The sequence below is a fragment of the Brachybacterium paraconglomeratum genome (assembly GCF_039541415.1).
GTDB classification, from domain to species: domain Bacteria; phylum Actinomycetota; class Actinomycetes; order Actinomycetales; family Dermabacteraceae; genus Brachybacterium; species Brachybacterium paraconglomeratum_A.
Genome location: NZ_BAABGE010000002.1, coordinates 596,478 through 617,789, shown reverse-complemented (window position 1 = coordinate 617,789; position 21,312 = coordinate 596,478). Strand labels below are relative to the sequence as shown.

Annotated in this window: 17 protein-coding genes; 10 read left to right on the top strand and 7 right to left on the bottom strand. The window is 69.9% G+C overall.

Annotated features, from left to right (window positions below):
* Positions 1 to 7: 7 nt before the first annotated feature.
* Complete coding sequence (locus ABD893_RS02775; protein WP_345076001.1) at positions 8 to 835, bottom strand: SDR family oxidoreductase; 828 nt, start codon at positions 833 to 835, stop codon at positions 8 to 10.
* 137 nt (positions 836 to 972) lie between these two features.
* On the opposite strand from ABD893_RS02775, the gene ABD893_RS02770 reads away from it, so the two are divergent.
* Positions 973 to 1,710, top strand: coding sequence for a TSUP family transporter (locus ABD893_RS02770; protein ID WP_345076000.1), 738 nt, complete (start codon positions 973 to 975; stop codon positions 1,708 to 1,710).
* A 488-nt stretch (positions 1,711 to 2,198) separates the two neighbouring features.
* Positions 2,199 to 2,753 carry a dihydrofolate reductase family protein gene (locus ABD893_RS02765; protein ID WP_345075999.1) on the top strand — a complete coding sequence of 185 codons (555 nt, stop codon included), beginning with the start codon at positions 2,199 to 2,201 and terminating at the stop codon, positions 2,751 to 2,753.
* 291 nt (positions 2,754 to 3,044) lie between these two features.
* Here ABD893_RS02765 and ABD893_RS02760 read toward each other — a convergent pair whose 3' ends face one another.
* From ABD893_RS02760 to ABD893_RS02745, 4 genes are all read right to left on the bottom strand, one after another.
* Positions 3,045 to 4,208, bottom strand: a complete 1,164-nt coding sequence (locus tag ABD893_RS02760) for a carbohydrate kinase family protein (RefSeq protein WP_425548338.1) — start codon at positions 4,206 to 4,208, stop codon at positions 3,045 to 3,047.
* A 62-nt stretch (positions 4,209 to 4,270) separates the two neighbouring features.
* On the bottom strand, positions 4,271 to 5,074 hold the full coding sequence (locus ABD893_RS02755; RefSeq protein ID WP_345075997.1) for a carbohydrate ABC transporter permease: 804 nt from the start codon (positions 5,072 to 5,074) through the stop codon (positions 4,271 to 4,273).
* Positions 5,071 to 5,991, bottom strand: a complete 921-nt coding sequence (locus tag ABD893_RS02750) for a carbohydrate ABC transporter permease (RefSeq protein WP_425548328.1) — start codon at positions 5,989 to 5,991, stop codon at positions 5,071 to 5,073. The genes ABD893_RS02755 and ABD893_RS02750 overlap by 4 nt, the downstream gene beginning before the upstream one ends.
* A gap of 4 nt (positions 5,992 to 5,995) precedes the next feature.
* Positions 5,996 to 7,324, bottom strand: coding sequence for an ABC transporter substrate-binding protein (locus ABD893_RS02745; RefSeq protein WP_345075996.1), 1,329 nt, complete (start codon positions 7,322 to 7,324; stop codon positions 5,996 to 5,998).
* A gap of 152 nt (positions 7,325 to 7,476) precedes the next feature.
* Here ABD893_RS02745 and ABD893_RS02740 point away from each other — a divergent pair, with 152 nt between their 5' ends.
* The 8 genes from ABD893_RS02740 to ABD893_RS02705 all read left to right on the top strand — a co-directional run bounded on the left by ABD893_RS02740 (position 7,477) and on the right by ABD893_RS02705 (position 16,760).
* Positions 7,477 to 9,009 carry a family 4 glycosyl hydrolase gene (locus tag ABD893_RS02740; RefSeq protein WP_345075995.1) on the top strand — a complete coding sequence of 511 codons (1,533 nt, stop codon included), beginning with the start codon at positions 7,477 to 7,479 and terminating at the stop codon, positions 9,007 to 9,009.
* Positions 9,010 to 9,088: 79 nt separating this feature from the next.
* Positions 9,089 to 9,628: a type IV toxin-antitoxin system AbiEi family antitoxin domain-containing protein gene (locus ABD893_RS02735; protein ID WP_345075994.1), complete on the top strand. Its 540-nt coding sequence runs from the start codon at positions 9,089 to 9,091 to the stop codon at positions 9,626 to 9,628.
* Positions 9,625 to 10,542 carry a nucleotidyl transferase AbiEii/AbiGii toxin family protein gene (locus ABD893_RS02730; protein WP_345075993.1) on the top strand — a complete coding sequence of 306 codons (918 nt, stop codon included), beginning with the start codon at positions 9,625 to 9,627 and terminating at the stop codon, positions 10,540 to 10,542. The genes ABD893_RS02735 and ABD893_RS02730 overlap by 4 nt, the downstream gene beginning before the upstream one ends.
* A 176-nt stretch (positions 10,543 to 10,718) precedes the next feature.
* On the top strand, positions 10,719 to 11,471 hold the full coding sequence (locus ABD893_RS02725; RefSeq protein WP_345075992.1) for a TSUP family transporter: 753 nt from the start codon (positions 10,719 to 10,721) through the stop codon (positions 11,469 to 11,471).
* A 168-nt stretch (positions 11,472 to 11,639) separates the two neighbouring features.
* On the top strand, positions 11,640 to 13,139 hold the full coding sequence (locus ABD893_RS02720; protein WP_345075991.1) for a M81 family metallopeptidase: 1,500 nt from the start codon (positions 11,640 to 11,642) through the stop codon (positions 13,137 to 13,139).
* 185 nt (positions 13,140 to 13,324) lie between these two features.
* Positions 13,325 to 14,236 carry a cation-transporting ATPase gene (locus tag ABD893_RS02715; RefSeq protein WP_345075990.1) on the top strand — a complete coding sequence of 304 codons (912 nt, stop codon included), beginning with the start codon at positions 13,325 to 13,327 and terminating at the stop codon, positions 14,234 to 14,236.
* A 216-nt stretch (positions 14,237 to 14,452) separates the two neighbouring features.
* Entirely contained in the window at positions 14,453 to 15,433 is a 981-nt protein-coding gene (locus ABD893_RS02710) for a hypothetical protein (protein ID WP_345075989.1), read from the top strand.
* Between the two features lie 103 nt (positions 15,434 to 15,536).
* Entirely contained in the window at positions 15,537 to 16,760 is a 1,224-nt protein-coding gene (locus ABD893_RS02705) for a toxic anion resistance protein (protein WP_345075987.1), read from the top strand.
* Between the two features lie 121 nt (positions 16,761 to 16,881).
* On the opposite strand, the gene ABD893_RS02700 is transcribed toward ABD893_RS02705, so the two are convergent.
* Both ABD893_RS02700 and ABD893_RS02695 read right to left on the bottom strand, forming a co-directional pair.
* Positions 16,882 to 19,377 carry a glycosyl hydrolase family 95 catalytic domain-containing protein gene (locus ABD893_RS02700; protein WP_345075986.1) on the bottom strand — a complete coding sequence of 832 codons (2,496 nt, stop codon included), beginning with the start codon at positions 19,375 to 19,377 and terminating at the stop codon, positions 16,882 to 16,884.
* A 223-nt stretch (positions 19,378 to 19,600) separates the two neighbouring features.
* Positions 19,601 to 21,265, bottom strand: a complete 1,665-nt coding sequence (locus ABD893_RS02695; protein WP_345075985.1) for an extracellular solute-binding protein — start codon at positions 21,263 to 21,265, stop codon at positions 19,601 to 19,603.
* Between the last annotated feature and the right edge of the window lie 47 nt (positions 21,266 to 21,312).

Genomic DNA, 21,312 nt, shown 5'->3' with positions numbered 1-21,312 from the left:
GGAGGCCTCAGCTGCTGAACGCGGCGAACTTGGCGGTGATCGCCTCGTCGTTCCAACCCCACACGTCATCGCCCCGCAGCACCGCATCGGCCCCGCCGTCGGTGTAGAAGGTCTGGCCGCAGCAGTGGGAGTTCTCCACCGACGTCAGCCAGATCAGCAGGCGGGCCACGCTCTCGGCGTCCTGGTGACCGTTCAGCGGCATAGGCACCACCATGTCCATGAACGCCGCGTACTGCGGATCCGCCAGCATGTCGCGGGTCATCGGCGTGATCACGATGCCGGGGGCGACGGCGTTCAGCGGGATGCCGGCTCCGGCCCAGGCCTGCCCGGGTGCCTCACGGCGCACCCAGCGGGAAATCGCCCGCTTCGAGGAGGCGTAGATGAGGTTCCCGGTGAGGGGATCAGCGGCCAGCTCCTCGGCCCGGGCGAGCGAGGCGGCCTCGTCGTCCGCCATCAAGGCCTCCAGCAGCTGCGGGTCCAGCGGCTGCAGGGAGGACATCGAGGAGACCAGCGCGACCCGCGGCGCCTCGGACCGGGCCAGCGCCGGCTGCAGCGCCTGGAGGAACTCCGTCATCCCGAAGTAGTTCACCGCGGCAGTGACGGGCTTCGGCAGTGCGAGGCCGGCCGACGGGATCACCGCGTCGACGATGCCGCCTGCCGCCTCGAGCGCCTGGCGTGCACCCTCAGCCCGACCGGCCGGGGTGGAGAGATCCGCGGAGACCTCGACGCCCTGCAGATCGACGCCCACGACCGTCTGGCCCTGCTCCCGCAGCAGCTCGGCAGTCTTCGCTCCGATGCCCGAGGCGGCGCCGGTGATGATGTAGGTACGGGTCATGACAGACCTCCTGTGAGTGCACCGCATCGAGCAGTGCTCGTACCTCGAAGCTATCCCCGCACAGGCGCGAGTTCGAGGGCACAAGGTCACTGCTCCGCCGGTCCGGGCGCCCACCGCCAACGCGTACCCTGACCTGCGTGATCGATCCTGAGTGGTGGCCGCTGGCCCTGGCCGCGCTGGCCGTGCTGGCCGGTGCGGTGGCGGTGCGCACCACCGGGATGGGGTTCGCGCTGCTGTCCTCACCGTTCCTCGTGATGGCGCTCGGCCCGTTCGAGGGCATCTTGGTCACCAATGTGTGCGGGATCGTCGCGGCGCTGCTGAACCTCACCGCGGTCCACACGGACCTGGACTGGAAGCGTGCCGCGAGCGTGATCCCCGCCGGGATCGTGGGCACGATCCCCGGGGCGCTGCTGGTGCTGTGGCTGCCTCCGGCGGTGCTCGCGATCGCGATCAGCCTGCTGGTGATCGCGGGTCTGCTGTTCACCATCGCCTCGCGGAAGCTGCAGGTGCCGAACTCACCCTGGGTGGGCGCCGCTGGCGGGTTCGCGTCGGGAGTCATGAACGTGACCGCCGGCGTGGGCGGGCCGGGCCTGGTGGTCTATGCGCTGGCCACCCAGTGGGAGCATCGCCGCTTCGCCGCCACCGCCCAGCTGCACTTCGCGGTGCTCGGCGTGGCGGCGCTGCTCGCGAAATGGTCGCTGCCCTCGCTGCCTGTCGCGGGCTGGGCGATGCTGATGGGGTTGCTCGTCATCGGGCTGCTCGGCGGCAATGTGCTGGCCCGCTGGGTGCACGGCGCCCGAGCGATGCGCTGGGTGATCGTGATCGCGATGGTCGGCGCGCTGCTCTCGCTCATCCAGGGGCTCGTGCAGCTCTGACCTGGGGGCGGGTTCGCCAGCCCTGCACTCCTGGCGCTGGTCCCGAACCCGGATCCACCCGACGCCCCGACTGCGGTGCGCACCGGTCACGAGGCGGGCAGCGACGGGTCCCCGCCGCCGGACCGTCGGCCCCCACCGTCGATCCTGCAGCTCCGCCCTGCGTGAGCCTCGTGCCGGTGCCTCTCCCCCTCGGAGAGTCCCGCACCAACCACCTGAAATCTAGGGTTGATCTGCCCGCAGCGCGATGGGGCGAACTGCCTGGGCAGAACTGCCTGGGGAGAACTCCCCATGCAGGTCAGCCGTGGGCTCTACCGGGTGCCGGGAGCCGAAGCGCGTCGGCTGGGCTGCGCCGGGCGGCGATCCGGCCGGGCTCGACCCCATCGTGCCCACCCGCGCCGAGGTCTACACTCCGAGCCCACGGCAGTGATGCTCGTGGAGGTCGCCTGCCGCGCACGACGCAACGCTCCACGGCCACCGAGGAGGCACCGGTGCGAGAACTGGTGATCACGCAGAACATGACCGTCGACGGCTCGATCGAGATGCTGGACGACTGGTTCGACCCCACCGACTCCCCACCCGACCAGCAGGAGCTCCTGCAGCGCGACAGCGCCGCCTGCGATGCGATCCTGCTGGGGCGGCAGACCTTCGAGGACTTCCGCGGCTTCTGGCCGGTCCAGGAGAACGACACCACCGGCATCACCGATGAGCTGAACACGCTCGAGAAGTACGTCGTCACCTCGACGATGACCGACCCGGCCTGGGAGCACTCCACACTGCTTTCCGGAGATCCCGTCGCTGCGGTGCGCGAGCTGAAGCAGCAGGCTGGCGCGGAGATCTCGTTGACCGGCTCCATCATGCTGTGCCATCCCCTGATCGTGGCAGGGCTGGTGGACGAGTACCGGCTCTGGACCTACCCCTACGTGCAGGGCCGCGGGCGCCGCCTGTTCCCGGACGGGTTCCGCACGCGGCTCGAGCTGGCCGAGCACCGGGCCTTCAGCTCGGGGGTGACCTATGCGCGGTGGGTGCCCCAGAAAGCACGATGAGCATCGACGCACCCGAGATCGAGGATGCTGCCCAGCTGATCGTGGGCACCGTGCACTGAGACCCCTCCCCCAGATGCCTGGGACCGGCCTTCGTGCCAGTGCTCCCCGTCGAGTACTGGCGACAGGGAGCACGCTGCGGACATATGGCCAGTGCGTGCTCTAGAGCGCCCGTACTCGACCATCAGCAGAGCCCGGTGCGAGCGGAGCCAAGGGTCAGCGGAGCCCGGTGTCAGCAGAGCCCGGGACGAGCGAAGCCGGGCGTCAGCAGCCAGACGCCAGAGGCGGCGGCGCTCAGTGCTCCCCAGCGTCGGAGCGCAGGGCGAAGGTGCCTTGGGCGCGGCGGCGGCCCAGCACGGGGTGGTCGGGGACCACGGCATCGAGGAAGCGGTAGCCGGTGCGGGTGTAGGCGGCGCGCAGGTCACCGTCGTCGGCCGCGGTGGAGAGCGAGCGCCACCAATCCAGGATGTCTCCCCAGCCGGGGGCGGCGAGGGAGCCGCCGAACTGCTGGACGGCGAGGGCCGAGCACAGGGAGCCGAACTTCAGCCGCTCCTCGAGCGGCCAGCCGGCCAGGGTGCCGAGCACCAGCGATGCGGCGTACACATCTCCCGCGCCGGTGGTGTCGATCGCGGTGACCGGGACGGCCGGGCAGTAGGCCTCCTCACCGGTGGCGGAGTCGATCGCGTAGGAGCCCGAGGCGCCGTCGGTGACCACCGCGAGCGGCACCTTCTCGGCGAGCGCGCGCACGGCCCGGTCGGGGCTGTCGGTGCGGGTGTAGGCCATCGCTTCGAGCGCGTTGGGAGTGAAGGCGTGGCAGTGGGCGAGCGGGGCGAGGTCGGCCACGTCCCAGCGGCCGGTCTCGTCGAAGCCGATGTCGGCGAAGATCTTCGAGCCGCGCTGGGCGAGCTGCGCCCACCAGGAGGTCTCCCCCGCAAGGTCCACCACGGCGGCGCGGGCGTCCGGCGCGCCAGCGATCAGGGTGGACAGCGGTTCGGGCAGGTCATGGCCGTGAGTGGCCATGGCGCGGTCGCCCTCGGCGGCGATCGAGACGGTCAGCGCGGAGTGGAAGTCGGTGAAGCGGCGGGAGGCGGAGAGGTCGATGCCCTCCTCGTGCGCCATGGTGTGCCACATCCAGTCGGCGTAGGCGTCGTCGCCGAAGCCGGCGACGAGGCCCGTGCGCAGGCCGAGCCGGGCGGCGGCGGTGGCGAGGTTCGCGATCCCGCCGGGGCTCGAGCCCATGCCCTTGCTCCAGAGCTCCTCGCCGGGCTGAGGGAGGCGGTCCATGCCGGTGAAGACGATGTCGAAGAACACGGTGCCGGAGAGCAGCACGTCCAGCGGCGGATCCTCGGGGGTGCGCTGGGCGGCCAGCGGGTCCCAGTCGTCGCGCTCGGCGGCGTCGGGCGGGGCGGGGGTGGAGGCGCCGGGGCCCGGGCTGGTCGGAAGGTCGGGCAGTGCGATGTCGGCGGTCACGGGGCCGGTGGGCTGATCGGGGTCGGTGGGCAGGGCGGGATCGTCGGTCGTCACTGAGCAGCTCCTTCGAGCATTCCGCGGATGAAGTGGCGTTGCAGGAACAGGAACAGGATCACGGTGGGCAGGGCGACGATCACCGCGCCCGCCGCGAGCAGCGCGGTCTCGGCGGTGTACTGGCCCTGGAAGTTCGCCAGGCCCAGCGGGGCGGTGCGCAGCCGGCCACCGGGCGCCATGATCAGGGCGATCAGGAACTCGTTCCAGGTCCACATGAACACCAGCACCAGCATGGTGAGGATCCCGGGCCGTGCGGCGGGGGCCATGATCCGGGTCAGGGCGCGCAGGGGGCCGGCGCCGTCGAGCGCCGCGGCCTCCAGCAGGCTCACCGGCATCGCCCGGAACTGGGCCCGCATCCAGAAGGTCCCGAAGGCGACGGACTGGGCGACCTGCGGCATCGCGATCGCGATATAGGTGTCGGTGAGCCCTAGAGAGCGCAGGTCGAAGAACAGCGGGATGATCGTCGCCTCGGCCGGGATCATCAGCCCCAGCAGGAACAGGTAGAACAGCGCCGTCGACCCGCGGAACTTCATGGTGCCGAAGGCGTAGCCGGCCAGCACCGACAGCACGATGGACAGGGTCACCACGATCGCGGCGACCACCACCGAGTTCCCGAGCGAGCGACCGAATCCGCCGACGGTCCAGGCCTTGGCGAAGTTGGACAGGTGCAGCCCGCCGCTCTCCCCCAGCGGGGCGGAGACGGAGGTGGCGAGGATCGTGAGCACTGGGATCAGGGCGAAGGCGGCGAAGCCCAGCAGGATCACGTAGTTCATCGACGTCTCGGCGCGGAAAACCCTCATGACTCACGCTCCCCGATCCGCGTGACGCCCACGTTGATCGCGAAGATCAGAATCGTCAGCACGATCGCGACCGCGGAGGCGGAGCCCACCTCACGCAGGTCGAAGGCGCGCAGGTACACCTCATAGCTGGGCACGGTGGTGGAGTTTCCGGGCCCGCCGGAGGTGGTCATATAGACCAGATCGAAGGTCTTCAGCGCCGCGATGATCGTCAGCACCAGCGCGACGGTGATCTCCCCGCGCACCGCGGGCAGGGTGATCGCGAAGAACTCCCGCACCGGCCCTGCGCCGTCCAGGCGCGCGGCTTCGAACAGCTCCGCGGGGATGCGGCCCATGCCGGCGAGCAGCAGCAGCATCACCAGCCCCATCTCCACCCAGGTGCCGATGAACCCCACCGCGGGCAATGCGGTGCCGGGATCGCCCAGCCAGCCCCGGGTCAGAGCGTCCAGGCCGACGGTGCGAAGCATGTCGTTCAGCAACCCGTGCGGGGAGTAGATCTGCCTCCAGGCGACGGCCACCACCACCAGCGCGATCACCTGTGGCAGGAAGATCACGGTGCGGAAGAAGCCCATCCCCCGCACCTGGCCCCGGCGCAGGATCGCGGCCAGCACCAGGCCCACCACCAGCGGGATCACCGAGTAGAAGACGATCAGCAGCAGCGCATTGCCGATCGCGGCGCGGAAGTCCGCGTCCCCGGCGAGGTCCGCATAGTTCTGCAGGCCGACGAAGGTGGAGGGGCCGAAGCCCTTCCACTCGAACAGCGAGAACTGTGCGGCCCTGACCAGCGGATACAGCGCGAACGCGCCGTAGACCAGCAGCGCCGGCAGGAGGAACAGATACGGGGTGGCTTGCGAGCGGGCCACCGCGGAGGGCCGGGGGCGGCGCCGGCGCGGGGTGCCTCCAGCTCGTCCGGGCGTCACCGGGTCAGGCTCCCTCGGAGAAGTCGGCGTAGTCCTCCTGCAGGGCCCCGGCAGCGCCGGCCGCGTCGGTCTGGCCGCCGATCAGCTCCTGCAGGGTGGCGCCGGCGGTGTCGGCGAAGGAGGGGGTGGCGTAGTCGAGATAGGGCAGGAGGGTGCCCTCGGTGGAGACCGCGTCGAACGCCTCGTAGATGTCCTTGTTCACGCCGGAGTCGGGGGCGAGCTCGGCGGTGCGGTTCACGGGCATGCCGCCGTTCTCGGCGATCATCGCCATCGCGTCATCGCTCGTGATGTAGTCGATGAAGGCGGCGGCCGCAGCGGCGTTCTTCGCAGCGGCGGGGATCGAGAAGGGAATGCCGGTGCCGCCGGTGGTGGCGTCCTTCCCGTCGAACCCGGCGGGCGGGGCCATGAAGCGCAGGTCCTCGCCCATCACGGCCTCCATGTCGGGGCCCAGCCAGGAGCCGCCGATCAGCAGCACGCCGGTGCCCTCGGTGAACAGCGGCCAGGCATCGTCGTAGGCGAGCCCGTTCGGGGAGTCGCCGAGCGCGCCGCTGGCGCCCCATTCGGCGAGCTGGGTGAGGGCGGCGAGGTTGTCGTCGGTGGTCCAGTCCGCGCCGGAGTTGCCCATGCCGAGGGTCACGATGGTCTCGGCGGGCACGAAGTTCGCCTGCAGCGGGCCGAAGAGGTGCAGTGACGGCCACTGATCGAGGTTGCCCAGCATGATCGGCTGCTCATCGGCCGCCGCCGCCGCCTCGACCAGGGAGAAGACCTCATCCCAGCTGGTCGGGGCCTGCAGGCCCAGCGCGTCGAGCTTCTTCTGGGAGTAGTAGATCCCGCAGACCTCGCCGGTCTGGGCGAGCCCGTAGAGGGCGCCCTCGCCGAAGGTGACGCCGTCGGCCGAGTACTTCATCTTGTCCAGCACGCTGGGGGCGAAGCGTTCTTCCCAGCCGTAGGCCTCCGCGTAGCCGGTCAGGTCGGTGAGCAGGCCGTCCGCCACGAAGGTGCCCATGTCGCCGCGGGCGTTGTTGACCTGCAGGACGTCCGGCACGTCGTTGCCGGACAGCGCCAGGCCCGTCTGCTGCTGGAGGTCGTCGAAGGACTGGGACTGCCGCTCGACGGTGACGTTCGGGTACTGCTCCTGGAAGCTTCCGATCAGCGCCTCGATCGCGTCGTTCTGCGCACCGCGCACCTCCTGGTCCCAGACCACCAGGGTGATGTCGCCGAGGGCGGCGATGTCGGTGTCGACCTCGTCGGCCGCCGGGGCGGGTGCTGACCCGCCGTCCTCGGGAGCGTCCGAGCCGGGGGCGCAGGCGGCCAGCAGGCCGAGACCGCTCACAGTGGCCCCTGCAGAAAGGAAGTGTCGACGTCGCATGGTGTCCTCCAGAGATGCTCGCGCGGCCCAGCACGGGCGCCGGTGGCGATCGATCCGGCGAGTGCGCCGGTCACGGCCTCCATGATCGCACCACGACGGTGCTAGCGTGCGATGACATGAAGCTCGCCATCCTGGGCGGCGGAGGATTCCGCGTCCCGCTCGTCTATGAAGCAGTCGCCACCGCCGCCACCGGCCTCACCGTCGACGAGGTCGCGCTGTACGACGTGGACCCCTCGCGCCTGGCCACCATCACCGCGGTGAGCGAGGGCCTGGGCGCGCAGCTCCTCACCGACGAGCGCGCGACCACACTCCCCCGCCTCACCGCCACCACCGACCTGCGCGAGGCCGTGACCGGCGCAGACTTCGTGTTCAGCGCGATCCGGGTGGGCGGCGCCGAGGCCCGCACCGTCGACGAGCGCGTCGCACTGGGCCTGGGACTCCTGGGCCAGGAGACCATCGGCCCCGGCGGCCTCGCCTACGCCCTGCGCACGATTCCCGTCGCCCTCGAGGTGGCCCGCGTGATCGCCGAGATCGCGCCGAGCGCCTGGGTCATCAACTTCACCAACCCCGCCGGGATCGTCACCGAGGCGATGCGCACCGTGCTCGGGGACAAGGTGGTGGGCATCTGCGACACCCCCATCGGGCTGGTGCGCCGGGTGGGACGACTGCTGGATGTGGACCTGGTGGCGGGCGAGCGCGGCGGTGAAGACAGCGGCGGCGGGGCTGGCGAGCGCGGGGCCGACGGTCGCGCGGCCGACGGGGCTGGCGAGCGCGGGGCTGGTGGGGCCGGCGAGCGCGGGGCTGGTGGCACCGTGGCGAGCTTCGACTATGTGGGCCTGAACCACCTGGGCTGGCTGCGCTCGGTCACCGTCGACGGCGTGGACCGCCTACCCGGCCTGCTCGCCGACGACGACGCCCTCGAGGAGATCGAGGAAGCGCGGCTGATCGGCAAGGACTGGGTGCGGGCCGACGGCGCCCTGCCCAACGAGTACCTCTTCTACTACCTGCACACGGCCGAGGCGATCGACCGGATCACCGGCTCCGCGACCACCCGCGGGGAGTTCCTCGCTAAGCAGCAGGGCGACTTCTACCTCGCCGCAGCCGAAAGTGCTGAGCCGGCCTCCTGCTGCGCATCACCCCTGGACCTCTGGCGCGAGACCCTCCACGAGCGTGAGGCGACCTATATGGCCGAATCCCGGGACGAGGAGCGGCGTGAGGAGGACATCGCCGGCGGCGGCTACCAGGAGGTGGCGCTGCGGCTGATGGCCGCGCTCGCCACCGGCCGCAGCGAGCGGATGATCCTGGACGTCGGCAACGCCCCCGCTGGCAGCGATGCCGCGCCTGAGCAGCGGATCGTGCCGGAGCTGCCGGCCGACACCGTGCTCGAGGTGCTGTGCGTGGTCGACGGCGAGGGCGTGCATCCGCAGCCCGTCGCCCCCGTGGAGCTGGGACGGCTCGGCATGATGAGCAGCCTGCGCGCCGCCGAGCGGAAGATCCTCGAGGCCGCGATGACCGGTTCCCGCGAGGCGGCCTGGCAGGGATTCTCGATGCACCCGCTGGTCAGCTCGCCCGTGCTGGGGCAGAAGCTGCTCGAGGGGTACATCGCCGGGCACCCGGAGATCGCGGCGCTGCTCGGGGACGGACGGTAGCCCCCAACTCGACAACGCCGAGTGCAATCCTGCCAAAAGTGTACCAATACTGGTACTCTTTTGCCATGGAGGTGCGGATATGGGATACCGCCAGGATCTGTGGGAGATCGCCGCGGCACACCACGGCGTGGTCACGATCGCTGAAGCTGACGATGCAGGCGTGCCAGCCGTGGAGGTTCGCAAACTCGCCTCCCGCGGCGCGCTTCGCGCCTATGGCAAGGGCGTGTACATACACCGTGAGGTTCCGTCGACCACCCGGACCGAACCCACTGCTGCCGTGGCTCTGGCCGGTGATGACGCGTTCCTCCACCGGGATGCTGTCCTTCACCTGCTGGATCTTGGCCAGTTCAACCCACGACGCATCCGGGTCGGCACCCGGCGCAGGGTGCGCCGCGCATTGCCGGACTGGATGGAACTCGAGACTCGGAGGGACGTACCCGACAGCGACCTCACGCAGTATGAAGGCATCCTCTCGACGACAGTGCGGCGCGCCTTGACGGACATGCGGGACCGAATACCCCCAGAGCGCTGGTCAGCGCTGGTTGCCGAATCGCACCAGCGCGAACTGATCGACGAAACGGACGTCGACGAAATGCTTGCGAAGGGAACCGTCACATGAGCTCGCTGCCTCCCCCGTTGAACATTTCTCAGCTGGACAGTCGACTCCAGGACGTCGCGAGTTCGCTGGGCGTACCCGTCGCCCGCGCACGCATGATGCTCTGCACGCTGGTCGTATCGCAGATGCTCCCCGGAGCGGTCGCGATCAAGGGCGGCATGGGGGTGAAGCTGCGCCTGGGTGAGCGTGGGACCCGCGCGACTGCCGATCTTGACGTCTCCACCCGAGCACGCGGCGAAGAGTTCGAAGGCGAGTTCCGATCATATTTAGCGCGGGGGTGGGGAGTCGTTCCTGCCTCAAAGGGTGCGCTTCGCAGGGATCCGGATGCGCCGGATCGGGTGGCATTCACCGCGACGCTCCGGCCTGGCAGACTGCACGATCCCGGGCTCGCTCGCCCCCAGTACGTGATGCACCCCTACCGCGTCTCCCTGTCCTTCCTCGGAGACCAGTGGGCAGGACTCGACATCGAGGTGTCGGACCCTGAAATCGGACCTCACGCACACGCACGCTTAGAGGTCGACGACGAGCTCACAGAACTGAGTGCGCTATTCGGGTTCGGCCCCCTTCAACCGGTGGAGCTGATCGATCTTGAGTACCAGATCGCGCAGAAGATTCATGCCGTCACCGATCCGAGCTACGCTCGTGCGCACGATCTAGTCGACCTGCAGCTGCTGTGGAACGTCGGCCCCAGTCTGTCGGCAGTACGCAAGTTCGCTACGCGGACGTTCGATTGGCGTCAAGCCCAAGCGTGGCCCCCACTACCGCTGCGACCGATGGGGACCTGGGAACTCGCCTACGGTGAAGCTCGTCAGGAGACCGAGATCGAGGGGTTCACCTCGGTGCTGCCAGACATCGCCTCCGCACGTGCGTGGCTTGAGCAGACACTCAGGACCATCGAGGCCACCGAGGCCCGGTAGTCCCCGGCGAGGACGAGCCCCCGAAGGGGCCCGCACCTATCACCACAGCGGCGCACCTGTCCAACACGCAAGATCACCTCCGAACTGACCTAAGTTGTTGGAAAATCCTTGCGAACTCTGCAATGCACCGAAGCTGAGGGAACGGGCGGGGACATGAAGCGTGAGGAGCCCTACCGATGACCACAACCGTGTCCCTCACCCTGCTCGGCCTGGTGCTGCTCGCCGCCGTGATCCAGCGGGTCGCCGGGCTGGGACTGGGCATGCTGTTCGCGCCCTACGCGGTGGTGCTGATCGGGGCGCATCAGGGGATCATGCTCGCGAACTTCCTGGGCACCCTGATGCCATTGCTGCTGCTCCCACGGATCTGGGATCGGATCCAGTGGCGCACCGTGGCCTGGATCGGGCTGCCCGCCGTCGCGGTGATGCCGGGCGCGGCCTGGCTGTCCTCAGTCTCCCCGCCCGGCCCGCTGTACATCGTGACCGCGTCCCTGGTGCTGCTCAGCCTGCTGATCTCCGTGGCGCTGGTCCGGGTGAACACCACCGTGGATGGCCACGCCGCCCAGGTGATCACCGGGATCGGCTCCGGGCTCGGGACCGTGCTCGGCGGCGTCGGCGGCCCTGCCGTCACCGTTTACGCGGTGCTCTCGCGCTGGCCGGTGCTGCCGATGGTGGCGACGCTGCAACCGCTGTGGATCCTGATCTCCTCGGTGTCCTTCACCTCGAAGCTGGCCTGGGATGACGGCCAGGTCCCCGACCTGCCCTGGTGGATGTGGGCCGCGATGGTCGCCATCGTGATCGCCTCGATCTTCCTCGGCGAGGCGGTGCAGAAGCGGCTGCGCGAGCAGACCATCCAGCGCCTGGTGATGGTGCTCGGCTTCGTCGGCGCGGTGCTGGCGCTGGGAACCGGGGTGCGGCTGCTGGCGGGGTGAAGAGGACGGATCACCCCTGTCGGCGGGCCACCGTATGGGCAGAGCCGTGGATCGCAAACGTTCGACCTGAACGACCGCACACCGTCGACTGAACTGTCGCAAACCGCCGACCTGCCCCTCTCCGCACTCTGGCAGCACCTTGAGAACTCAGCCCCTCGAAAGGCCCACATGACCCCTCATCTCCCCCGCATCGGCATCGCCGGGGTCGCGATCGAGTCCTCCACCTTCACCCCGTACCGCTCCGGGGCGACGGATTTCGAGGTGCGCCGCGGCACCGCCGACATCCTGGACCGCTACCCCTTCGAGGTCCCGGCAGCGAACTACGTCGGCGTGCTCCATGCCCGCGCCCTGCCGGGCGGGCAGCTGGACCGCGAGGTCTACGAGGTGTGGAAGGCCGAGATCGTCTCCTGCCTCACCGCCGCCGTGGAAATCGCGCCGCTGGACGGCTTCTTCTTCGACATCCACGGCGCAATGAGCGTGGTGGGGCTGGACGATGCGGAGGGCGATCTGATCACCGCGATCCGTGCCGTGATCGGGCCGGACACCGTGGTGGGCACCGCGATGGACCTGCACGGCAACGTCTCCGAGATCCTGTTCGAGGCCTGCGACCTGCTGACCTGCTACCGCCATGCCCCGCACATCGACGCCTGGGAGACCCGCGAGCGGGGACTGCGGGACCTGGTGGACGCAACGATCAAGGTCGCCGCTGGCGGCCCGCGCCCGCACAAGGCGCTGGTGCACCTGCCGATCCTGCTGCCCGGGGAGAAGACCTCCACGCGCATCGAGCCGGCGAAGTCGCTGTACGCCCGGATCCCGGAGCTGACCGCCCGCGAGGGCGTGACCGATGTGTCCTACTGGATCGGCTTCGCCTGGGCGGACCAGCCGCGCTGCAAGGCCGCGATCGTCGCCTTCGGAGACCAGGCCGAGGCCGTCGACGCCGCTGCTCTGGAGCTGGCCAGCGCGGTCTGGGAGAAGCGCCATGACTTCGAGTTCGTGGCCCCCACCGGCACCTTCGAGGAGTGCCTCGAGCAGGCTGTGGCCTCCGAGCAACGCCCCTTCTGGATCTCGGACTCCGGCGACAACCCCGGCGCGGGCGGGGCCGACGACACCACCTACGCCCTCGCCCAGCTGCTGGCCCGGCCCGAGATCCGCTCCGGGCAGGCCAGTGCATTGATGGTCTCTCTGGTCGATCCGGAATCGGCCGACGCTGCGACCGCTCTCGGTGTCGGCGGGCGCGGAGAGTTCGTCGTAGGAGGGCAGATAGATACCCGTGATCCGGGCCCGGTGACGCTGCGCGCCGAGGTGATCGCGCTGGACGACGCACCGAACACGGGCCGTTCGGCAGCGCTGCGGGTGCTGGACGGTGACCGGGCGACGGGCCTGACCGTCGTGGTCACCGCCCGCCGCTCCCAATGGGCCACTCGCGACATGTTCGCGCGGCTGGGCCTGTCGATGACCGGCTTCGACATCGTCACCGTGAAGATGGGCTACCTCGAGCCCGATCAGTACGAGGCGGCCGCAGGCTGGCTGCTCGCGCTCACGCCCGGCGGTGTGGACCAGGACCTGCTGCGCCTCGGCCACTCCCGGATCGACCGCCCGATGATCCCCTTCGATGCGGAGATCCCTGCGCCGACAGCCGCCGACGTGGCGCGCGGGGGCGGGGCGTAGGCATCGCACGCCGGGCAGGCGTGATCGGCACAGTCGGCGTGATCGGCGCAGTCGGCGTGGCGTGATGGCGGGCCGAGCTGTTCCCAGGGAACTCCAGGCTCGGGCCCTGCGCGCACGGAGGTGGGGCACTCACCCTCGTACGGTGCCCGGACGACCGGGCACAGCCCCCATCGGAAGGACCGACTGTGAGCACTTTCCGCCGCCTCCTCGGCACCGCTCAGAAGGCCCTCGACGCGAAGAGCTCCGGCTCCGCCCGCTCCGGGCAGGGCTCCGACTGGCGCTCCCTCGTGCGCAGCGCCGCCGACTCCCTCACGGGAGACAGCAGCTCGAACTCGGCTCCGCGCCAGAGCGGACACACCTCCCCCGCGCCGGGCCACGCTCCTGCCCGGGGCCCCATTCCGTCAGCACATGGCTCCGCCTCGAGTGCTCCTCTCTCCGAGACGGACCGCCGCGCCATCGCGCGCTACGACTATCTGGTGCGCACTGCGGAGCCTGACCAGCTGGAACAGGTTCACCGCGAGGCCTTCGAAAAGCTCACCCCGCAGCAGCGCACCCAGCTGACGGCGACCATGCGCTCGGAGCTGCCCGAGAGCGAAATTCCCCGCACCGACGCCGCACAGGATCTCGCCCGCTCCGCCACCCGGCTCGGAGCGCTCGATCCCCGCAAGCTCACGCGCCTGCTGGGCCGCTCCGGCGGAGGCGGGCGCCGCGGTGCCGGCGCTGCCGCGGTGGGTGCCGGAGCCATCGGCACCGGGGCGCTCGGCGTCGGGGGCCTGCTGGCCGTGGTCGCCGGCGGCGCCGCCGTCACCTCCGTCGGCGGCTCGCTGCTGCAGAACGCCGTCGGCCAGGGCATCGACATCGACTCCCTGGCCCCCGACCTCGCGGGCGACCTCAGCGGCATGTTCGAGGGCGTCGAGGGAGTCTCCGGCATCGAGGACCTGCAGGGATTCACGGACTTCCAGGGGTTCGAGGGCATGCAGGGCGTCGACGGCATGGCCGACGGTGTCGGCGGGGCCGTCTCGGGAGCCGGGGAGCAGGTCTCCGGCATCGGCGACCGGATCTCGGACCTCGGCCTCGGGGACCTCTTCGGTCGCTGAGCCCGGGCTCGAGCGCTCCCCATGGCCCGTACGCCGCGGGATGGGAGGAGCGGAGTTCGCGCCCGGCGAATCCTCGGGCGATGTCCAGTGGCTCGCGATAACCTTTCGGTACGCCCAAGATGAGGCGCTCGCATGGAGCCGGGAGCAGTCGCAGGAGTGCACCGCCGGTCCGTGCCGGGTCCCTCGTCACCGCCTCGGGGAGGACAGCGGGAACCAGTGAGCGAAGAACGCGATCCGTCGGCCCCAGGGTCGAGCAGCGGAACCAGCAGCGGGGCCGGCAGTGAGAACAGCCGATTCCCCGATCCTTTCGCGCCTGCTTCCGGCGACTCCGACGCCCCACTTGACGCCGACCTCGACCCCGACGACTCGCTCTCTTTCGCCCCCGGGGACCAGGACCTGCCCTGGAAGGCCACCGCCGAGCGCCGCGATCTCTGGGGCCCGCTCGAGAAGCCGCTCGAGGGGAAGGTCCACTCCCCCCGCTCGAAGGCCGTCGGCCGGCCGCGCCGCTCACCGCTGGTGCGCTTCGGTGCGCCGCTGCTGCTGGGCGGCCTCGCCACGATCGCGACCGTGGTGCTGGGGCTCAGCACCGCCGTGGCCGGTCCCTTGCTGGTGCTCGCCGCGGCGGCGGGGATCGGCGTGGTGGCACTCGGCGGCAGCGCCCTGGTGCTGAACGCGCCGCGCCGCAGCGAGGATGAGCGCCCGGTGCTGGATGCCTCGGTCACCGGCAGCACTCGCACCGTGCTGGAGGGAATCCTGAAGGCGGATGCGGAGACCCGCGAGCGCAGCGCGCAGCTGCGACCCCGCGCCACCGTCCCCGGCGCCACCCCGGTGCTGGATGACGTGGACTCCCTGGTCAGAAGGATCGATGCGCTGGTCGCCTCCGAGCAGCTCCAGTCGCTGCGCCCGTCGGCCGCGGAGATCACCATGCTCGAGGGGATCGCGACCCGCTACGTTCCCGAGCTGGTCGATGCCGCGAGCGACACCCTCGGCTTCCTGCAGACCTTCGCAGGGTCCGCCCGGCAGGAGGCGCTCGATAACCTCGAGAACATCGACCAGCAGCTCGGGGTGCTGGCCGAGGGGGTCGAGCAGATCGAAGGCGACATCGTCGGCGGGGTCTCCCGCTCCCTCGAGGTCCACTCCGAGTTCCTGCGCACCCGCTTCGCCGACCAGCACCTGAACCCGATCATCGATGTCTGACCCGCGCCTGGCTGATCCACCCGGCCCGTGACAGCCCGCCTGACCCCCGCCGTCTGAACTGCCCGCACCGACTTCCACCCACCGCATCGCCCAGGAGGCACCGATGGACAAGCTGCAGCCGCCCACCCCCGAAGAAGAGATCACGCCCGCCGAGCCGATCGAGCAGATCAGCGACGACGACGCGGTCTCGGTGCTGCCCGATCTGCCCCAGGAGAAGGCGCAGGAGCTCGAGCAGCGGGCCGACGCCTGGGTGGATCAGGTCGCAGGGATGAACCCGCATTCGCAGGAGTTCACCGCGCAGGTCAACGCGCTCGGCGCGGTGGCTCGTCGGACCTTCGAGCGGACCAGCCAGACCTCCTCCCGCTTCATGCAGCAGTCGCTGCGGGAGTCGAAGGAGAAGGGCAATGCGCAGGAGTCAGTCGCGAAGTCCCTCTCCGAGCTGCGCACCACGATGGAGGACCTGGCCCCGAAGGACGAGACCTTCGCCGAGAAGGCACTCTCCTTCCTGCCCGGCCGCAACATCGCCAAGCGCTACTTCCGCAACTTCGAGTCCAACCAGGACCAGCTGGACCAGGTGCTCGGCGCGCTCTCCCGCGGCCAGGAGATGCTGCTGAAGGACAACGCCGAGCTGTCCGTGGAGCGTCGGGCGCTCTGGGAGGACCTCGCCGCGCTGCAGAAGGCCGCCTATCTGCTGCGCCTGCTGGATGACCGCACGGTGCGCCGGGCCGAGCAGACCCGCACCGAGGGCAAGGCCGCCGAGGCCGCCGCGCTCGAGAAGGACGTGCTGTTCGCGGTGCGCCAGCGCCGTCAGGACGTGGCCACCCAGATCGCCGTCACCGTGCAGGCCTACCTGTCGATGGGCCTGATCGAGGACAACAACACCAAGCTCCAGCAGGGGGTGGAGCGGGCCCGCACCACCACTGTCACGGCGCTGCGCACCGCGGTGATCACCGCCCAGGCGCTCGAGAACCAGAAGATCGTGCTGGACCAGATCGACGCCGTCAACCGCACCACCGACAGCCTCATCTCCCGCACCTCGCAGATGCTCGCGGACAACTCCGTGAAGATCCAGGAGCAGGCCGCGACCTCGGGCGTCTCCGCCGAGACGCTGCAGAAGGCGTTCGACAACCTGTTCGCCACCATGGACGGGATCGACACCTTCCGGACCAAGGCCAACGAGAACTTCCTGGCCACGGTCAACAGCCTCGAGCAGCAGGTGCAGCGCTCCCAGCCCTACCTCGAGCGGATGCAGAAGGAGCAGCCCGAGCACGCCGAGATCGAGAGCGCCAGCGCGATGGACCTGCTGGAGATCGACGACCAGAACTGAGCCCCCCGGGCTCTGGGTCAGAGGGCCGCCGGGTCGGAGCTGTCGCTCTCCGCGACAGGAGCCGGCCCGGCCTGCCCCTCGGGGAAGCCCGCCGCGACGGGAGCGGGCTTCCCTCGTTCCTTCACTGCATGTCGGTGCGGTGGAAGCGCAGGGTCATCGGAGCATCACCCAGGGTGAGCCCGTCCTGGGCAACGGCGGCGTCGGCGAGCTGGAAGGGCGCACCGATCTGCACCCGGGTGGCCCCCTCGGGCGCAAGCCACGCGGCCTCCGCGGGGCGGCGCACCGTAATGCTGCCTCCCGCCTCATCCCATTCCAGGCGGTCGATGATGATCCCGCCCCGGGCGCGCAAGCCCGTCACGGAGCCCTCTGCCGCCCACGCGGCGGGCAGTGCGGGAAGCACGTTCAGCGTTTCCCGTCCCGAGCCCAGCAGCATCGCGGCGACCAGGGCGGGCAGGCCGCCGCTGGGATCCAGGTTGAAGATGCTGCCGGCATCGTGCGTGGTAGTCAGCGAGGGGGTCCAGTGGTCCAGCGCGAGCCATTCCGCGCAGCGCAGTGCACTCTCGCCGTCTCCGAGGGCGGCGGCGGCCATGCCGAGCTGGACGAGGCCGAAGGCCATCTCCATCCGTCCGGGCGGTGCCACCGGATCCTCTGCGCGCCAGTCGATCTTGGCGGAGATGGACCGCGCCGCCGCCGCGCGCAGCTGAGCGGCGTCCTCCGACGTCCCGACGAACGCTTCATCCGCTTCGTACCAGAGCGGGTAGAGCTGCGAGGCGTGGCGGTGCGCATGGTTCTCGGGCCAGAGATCACCGATCCACTCCGCCAGGGAGCCGTCCTCCGCGATCCGATAGGGCGGGAGCTGCTCGAGGATCCGGGCCCATCGCTCATCGAGGCTGTGGTCCCCGCGGGCCTCACCCAGCAGCCAGGTGCAGCGCGCCGCGTCCCGGAGGATCGCCACGTCGACCGTCGCATCCGCGACCAGGGGCGATCCTCCGGGGATCGGGGAGTTCTCCGGGGAGTAGCTCGGGATGAGATGGCGCTGGCCATCCTCGGTCGTGACGGTCGCCGTCTCCGCGAAGTCGAGCACACCGTGGACCAGCTCCCACAGCTGATCATCGACCACAGAGCGGTCCCCCGTGGTCGCCACGATGTCGGCGGCGAAGCGGAGCACCCAGCCACCGCCGCCGGTCCAGAAGATGTGCGGGAAGGGCCGCCCGAAGTGATTCGCCCGGCCGTGGTTCGACATCCGTGCCGGCAGGAGCATCCCCTCGGCGCCGTAGATCCGCCGTGCGTTCTGGCGATAGTCCTCGAGATGGGGCAGGACCAGCCGCAGCAGGGACTGGGCCAGCTCGGGCGTTCCGGTCGGGATGAGGCTTGCGGCCCCGCCGTTCTGCACGTTCCCGTTCATCGTGAAGTCTGCAGACCACGCTGGGGACCAGGTGCCCTGCCAGACCCCTTGCAGGGTCGGCGGGAGCTCCCCGGTCGCGCTGATCGCATTCGCGCGGCCCGAGGCGTAGGCGACCTCGACGGCGCGTCGGCGCGCTGCGGCATCACCCTCGTGGGCAGCTCGCCAGAGCTCCTCCACGGTGGTGGGCTCGGAGCCTCCCGCGAGGCTCAGCAGGGAACGACGCACGAGCTCGCCGTGGGTGCTCGCCTGACGGTCCCGCAGCGCCTCCCAGTTCACGCTCTCCGGCGCCGCCGGTGCGCGGGCCGCCTCGTCGGCACCGTCCTGACGGTGCACGCCGCCCGGCGCGCTGACTTCCACGGCGATCTGGAGCATGCCGGGCGCGCCGGGGCCGGAGCGAAGAGCGCTGGTCAGGGTGGCGGCCTCGCGTGTCTCCGCCCACGGCTCTCGCCCCCGAAGCGTCGTGGCGGCATGCACAGCTGCGTCGGCTGTGCCGGCTGTGCCAGATGCGTCGGCCGCGTCGGACGCGTCAGCTGCGTCAGTTGCGTCGGCCGTGGCACGTGAGGAGACCACGAGGTGGCCCTGCTCCCCACCCGCGGCGGTGCTGCGAACGACGTCGAAGTAGCTCGGCGCACCCGTGATGGATGCCGCCTCCTTCTGAGCGGAGAGGCCGAGCTCCAGCTCCAGCTGCAGATCCCGCTCGGAGTCCAGGCGCACCCACACCTCCTCACCGTCCCGGGGCGCGAGGAGCGCAAGGGTGCAGCGACCGCCGGTGACGTCGTCCCATTCGATGCGCGCCTCGCCGTGCGCAAGGTCCATCACGCGGCGGACCAGCGTGCCCTGCGCGCCATGCAGCTGGAGGGTCGCGCAGATCCCCAGCGGATCGGTCCAGATGAGCCCGTCATCGAAGCCGGCCGCTCGTGCCGCCTGCGTCAGGAGCTCGCCGGCCTGCTCGCCATCTCCGGCCCGTACGGCATCTCGGAGGGAGTCGAGCGCCGGCGCGATCTGGGGTGCGTGCGGATGAGGATTCGCCGGCAGGAAGAACCGCTCGTGGGCGAGGGAGACGGTCAGCGCCTCGATCTCTCCGAAGGCCAGCGCACCGACCCGGCCGCTGCCGACGATCAGCCCCTCACCCCACTCCGGCCCCGGGGTCCGGGTGTGCCAGACCAGCGACGGCTCCCCCACAGGGTCCTTCTGATCAGGTCGGTTCGTCATCGATGCTCCTTGTGTTCACACGTCATGGGGGTCTCCGCCAGGCCGGCACCACTCCGGCACGCACCGCTCCGGCAGGCACGGCTCCGGCAGGCACAGCTCACAGCGAGCACGGTCCAGCTCGCGGACACAGCGGTGGCGGTCGCCGACATCCCGGCCACCGCCACCACTGTGTCCCGCTGGGTCTCTCTCACCGGAACTGTCTCACCGGATCTGTCTCACCGGGTCAGGCGTCGTACGCCGCCTGCCAGATCTCGAGGTATCGCTCGGACCCGAGTCCGGCGAGCCCGTCGACGTACGCCTGCCACTCGGCATCATCGTTGGGGTCGCGGACTCCGCTGACGAACTCCGCCGTGGCCGTGGCGACGTTGCTCTCGATGTTCGTCGTCAGCGTCGAGAGCTCGCGGGAGTCCTCCTCCGGGATCCACAGATTCCAGAACGGGAACATCGCGTCGGTCTCCTTGCCCTCATACAGCGCTGTCGCCTCGAAGAGGCGGCGCTCGCCGCCTTCGACGGTGTAGATGTCCGTCGCGTTGACCTGGCTGTTGCGGAATTCATTCGTCTCGAAGACCTGAGCCATCGGGCCCCAGTTGCCGTTGAAGTCTGCCGGGTTCTCCTCATCCTGTGGGATGTCGAAGAGTGACGGGGTCAGCTCGGGATCGAGAGCGACGTCGCCCTCCTCCGGCATCGCCCAGCCGATGCCCTCCTCACCGAACTCAGCCCGGACGTGACCCTCATCGCTGAAGATGTAGTCCATGATCTCGACGATCTTCTGCTGCTTCGCCTCATCCGCCGCGCTGGTGACCACGAAGGTGGCACCCGGTGAGCTCGGGAGGATATAGGTCGCGGCCTCACCGGCAGCACCGTTCAGCGGCGGCATCGGCTCGTACTGCTTGTCGCGCTCGTCCTCCTGGCCGAGGGTGAGCAGCATCCCGAGGTGCATACCGCTCATGCCACCGACCAGCACACCCTGGGCGGAGTTGCCCGTCGACTGCATCGTGTCGGGACCCTGCGAGAAGGACGCCGGATCGATGAGGCCGGCCTCCCACATCTTGTTGAGGAACTTCAGCCCCTCCCGCCACCCGTCCTGCGCGGTCTGCATCTGGACGGTGTCACCCTCCAGGCCCAGGGAGATGGGCTGACCGGTGCCGGTGTTGAACGAGTTGTAGATGAAGGCGTTCATGATGAACGGGACCAGCGACGGCTGGGTGCTGCCGGTCAGCGGAATCTCGTCCGCTTCACCGTTGCCGTTGGGATCCTGCGTCTTGAACGCCATCATCACGTCGAAGAACTCATCGGCCGTGGTGGGCATCTCCAGGCCGAGGGTGTCCAGCCAGGTCTGGTTGATCCAGAACTTGGACGGGTAGGAGCAGTGGTAGCAGTCGTTCCACTGCGGCAGTCCCCAGATCGTCCCGTCCGGTGCCCGCGTCAGCTCATCGAAGCCGGGCTCAGCCTCGAGCGCGGCTTTGATGTTGGGGGCGTTGTTGTCGATCAGATCGTTGAGGGGAACGATCACGCCCTGGTCTCCGTAGCGCTGCAGCTCGGCGCGGCTGAACTGCGAGGCCCAGGGAACGAGCATGTACGCATCGGGAAGGTCCCCGCTGGCGAGCGAGACCTGGCGCGCCTCCGTGGCCGCGGAGGATTCGTAGGACGTCGTCTGGAACTCGATGTCGACGTCGAACTTCTCCTCGAGCTCCAGGGTGAAGGAGTTCGTGTTGAGGTCCATGATCCCGGCCTGCGACGCGAAGATCGTGATCGTCCCGGGGTCGCTCGTGCTCGCTGAGGAGCATCCCGCCGCCACGAGGCCCATCGCCGTGACCGCGGCCAGCGCGGCCAGGGATCGTCTCGGCCTCGCGGGGGAAAGCCTCCTGCTGCGTGATCGTGTGAACACCATTGTCACCTTTCTTGCCATAGCTCACCTCGGCACTTCACGGTGAG

Excerpts from the sequence above, each read along its gene's own strand:
- ABD893_RS02775 (WP_345076001.1), bottom strand. The coding sequence starts at position 835 with ATGACCCGTACCTACATCATCACCGGCGCCGCCTCGGGCATCGGAGCG.
- ABD893_RS02700 (WP_345075986.1), bottom strand. The coding sequence starts at position 19,377 with ATGACGAACCGACCTGATCAGAAGGACCCTGTGGGGGAGCCGTCGCTG.
- ABD893_RS02755 (WP_345075997.1), bottom strand. The coding sequence starts at position 5,074 with ATGAGGGTTTTCCGCGCCGAGACGTCGATGAACTACGTGATCCTGCTG.
- ABD893_RS02735 (WP_345075994.1), top strand. The coding sequence starts at position 9,089 with ATGGGATACCGCCAGGATCTGTGGGAGATCGCCGCGGCACACCACGGC.
- ABD893_RS02705 (WP_345075987.1), top strand. The coding sequence starts at position 15,537 with ATGGACAAGCTGCAGCCGCCCACCCCCGAAGAAGAGATCACGCCCGCC.
- ABD893_RS02720 (WP_345075991.1), top strand. The coding sequence starts at position 11,640 with ATGACCCCTCATCTCCCCCGCATCGGCATCGCCGGGGTCGCGATCGAG.
- ABD893_RS02725 (WP_345075992.1), top strand. The coding sequence starts at position 10,719 with ATGACCACAACCGTGTCCCTCACCCTGCTCGGCCTGGTGCTGCTCGCC.
- ABD893_RS02740 (WP_345075995.1), top strand. The coding sequence starts at position 7,477 with ATGAAGCTCGCCATCCTGGGCGGCGGAGGATTCCGCGTCCCGCTCGTC.
- ABD893_RS02730 (WP_345075993.1), top strand. The coding sequence starts at position 9,625 with ATGAGCTCGCTGCCTCCCCCGTTGAACATTTCTCAGCTGGACAGTCGA.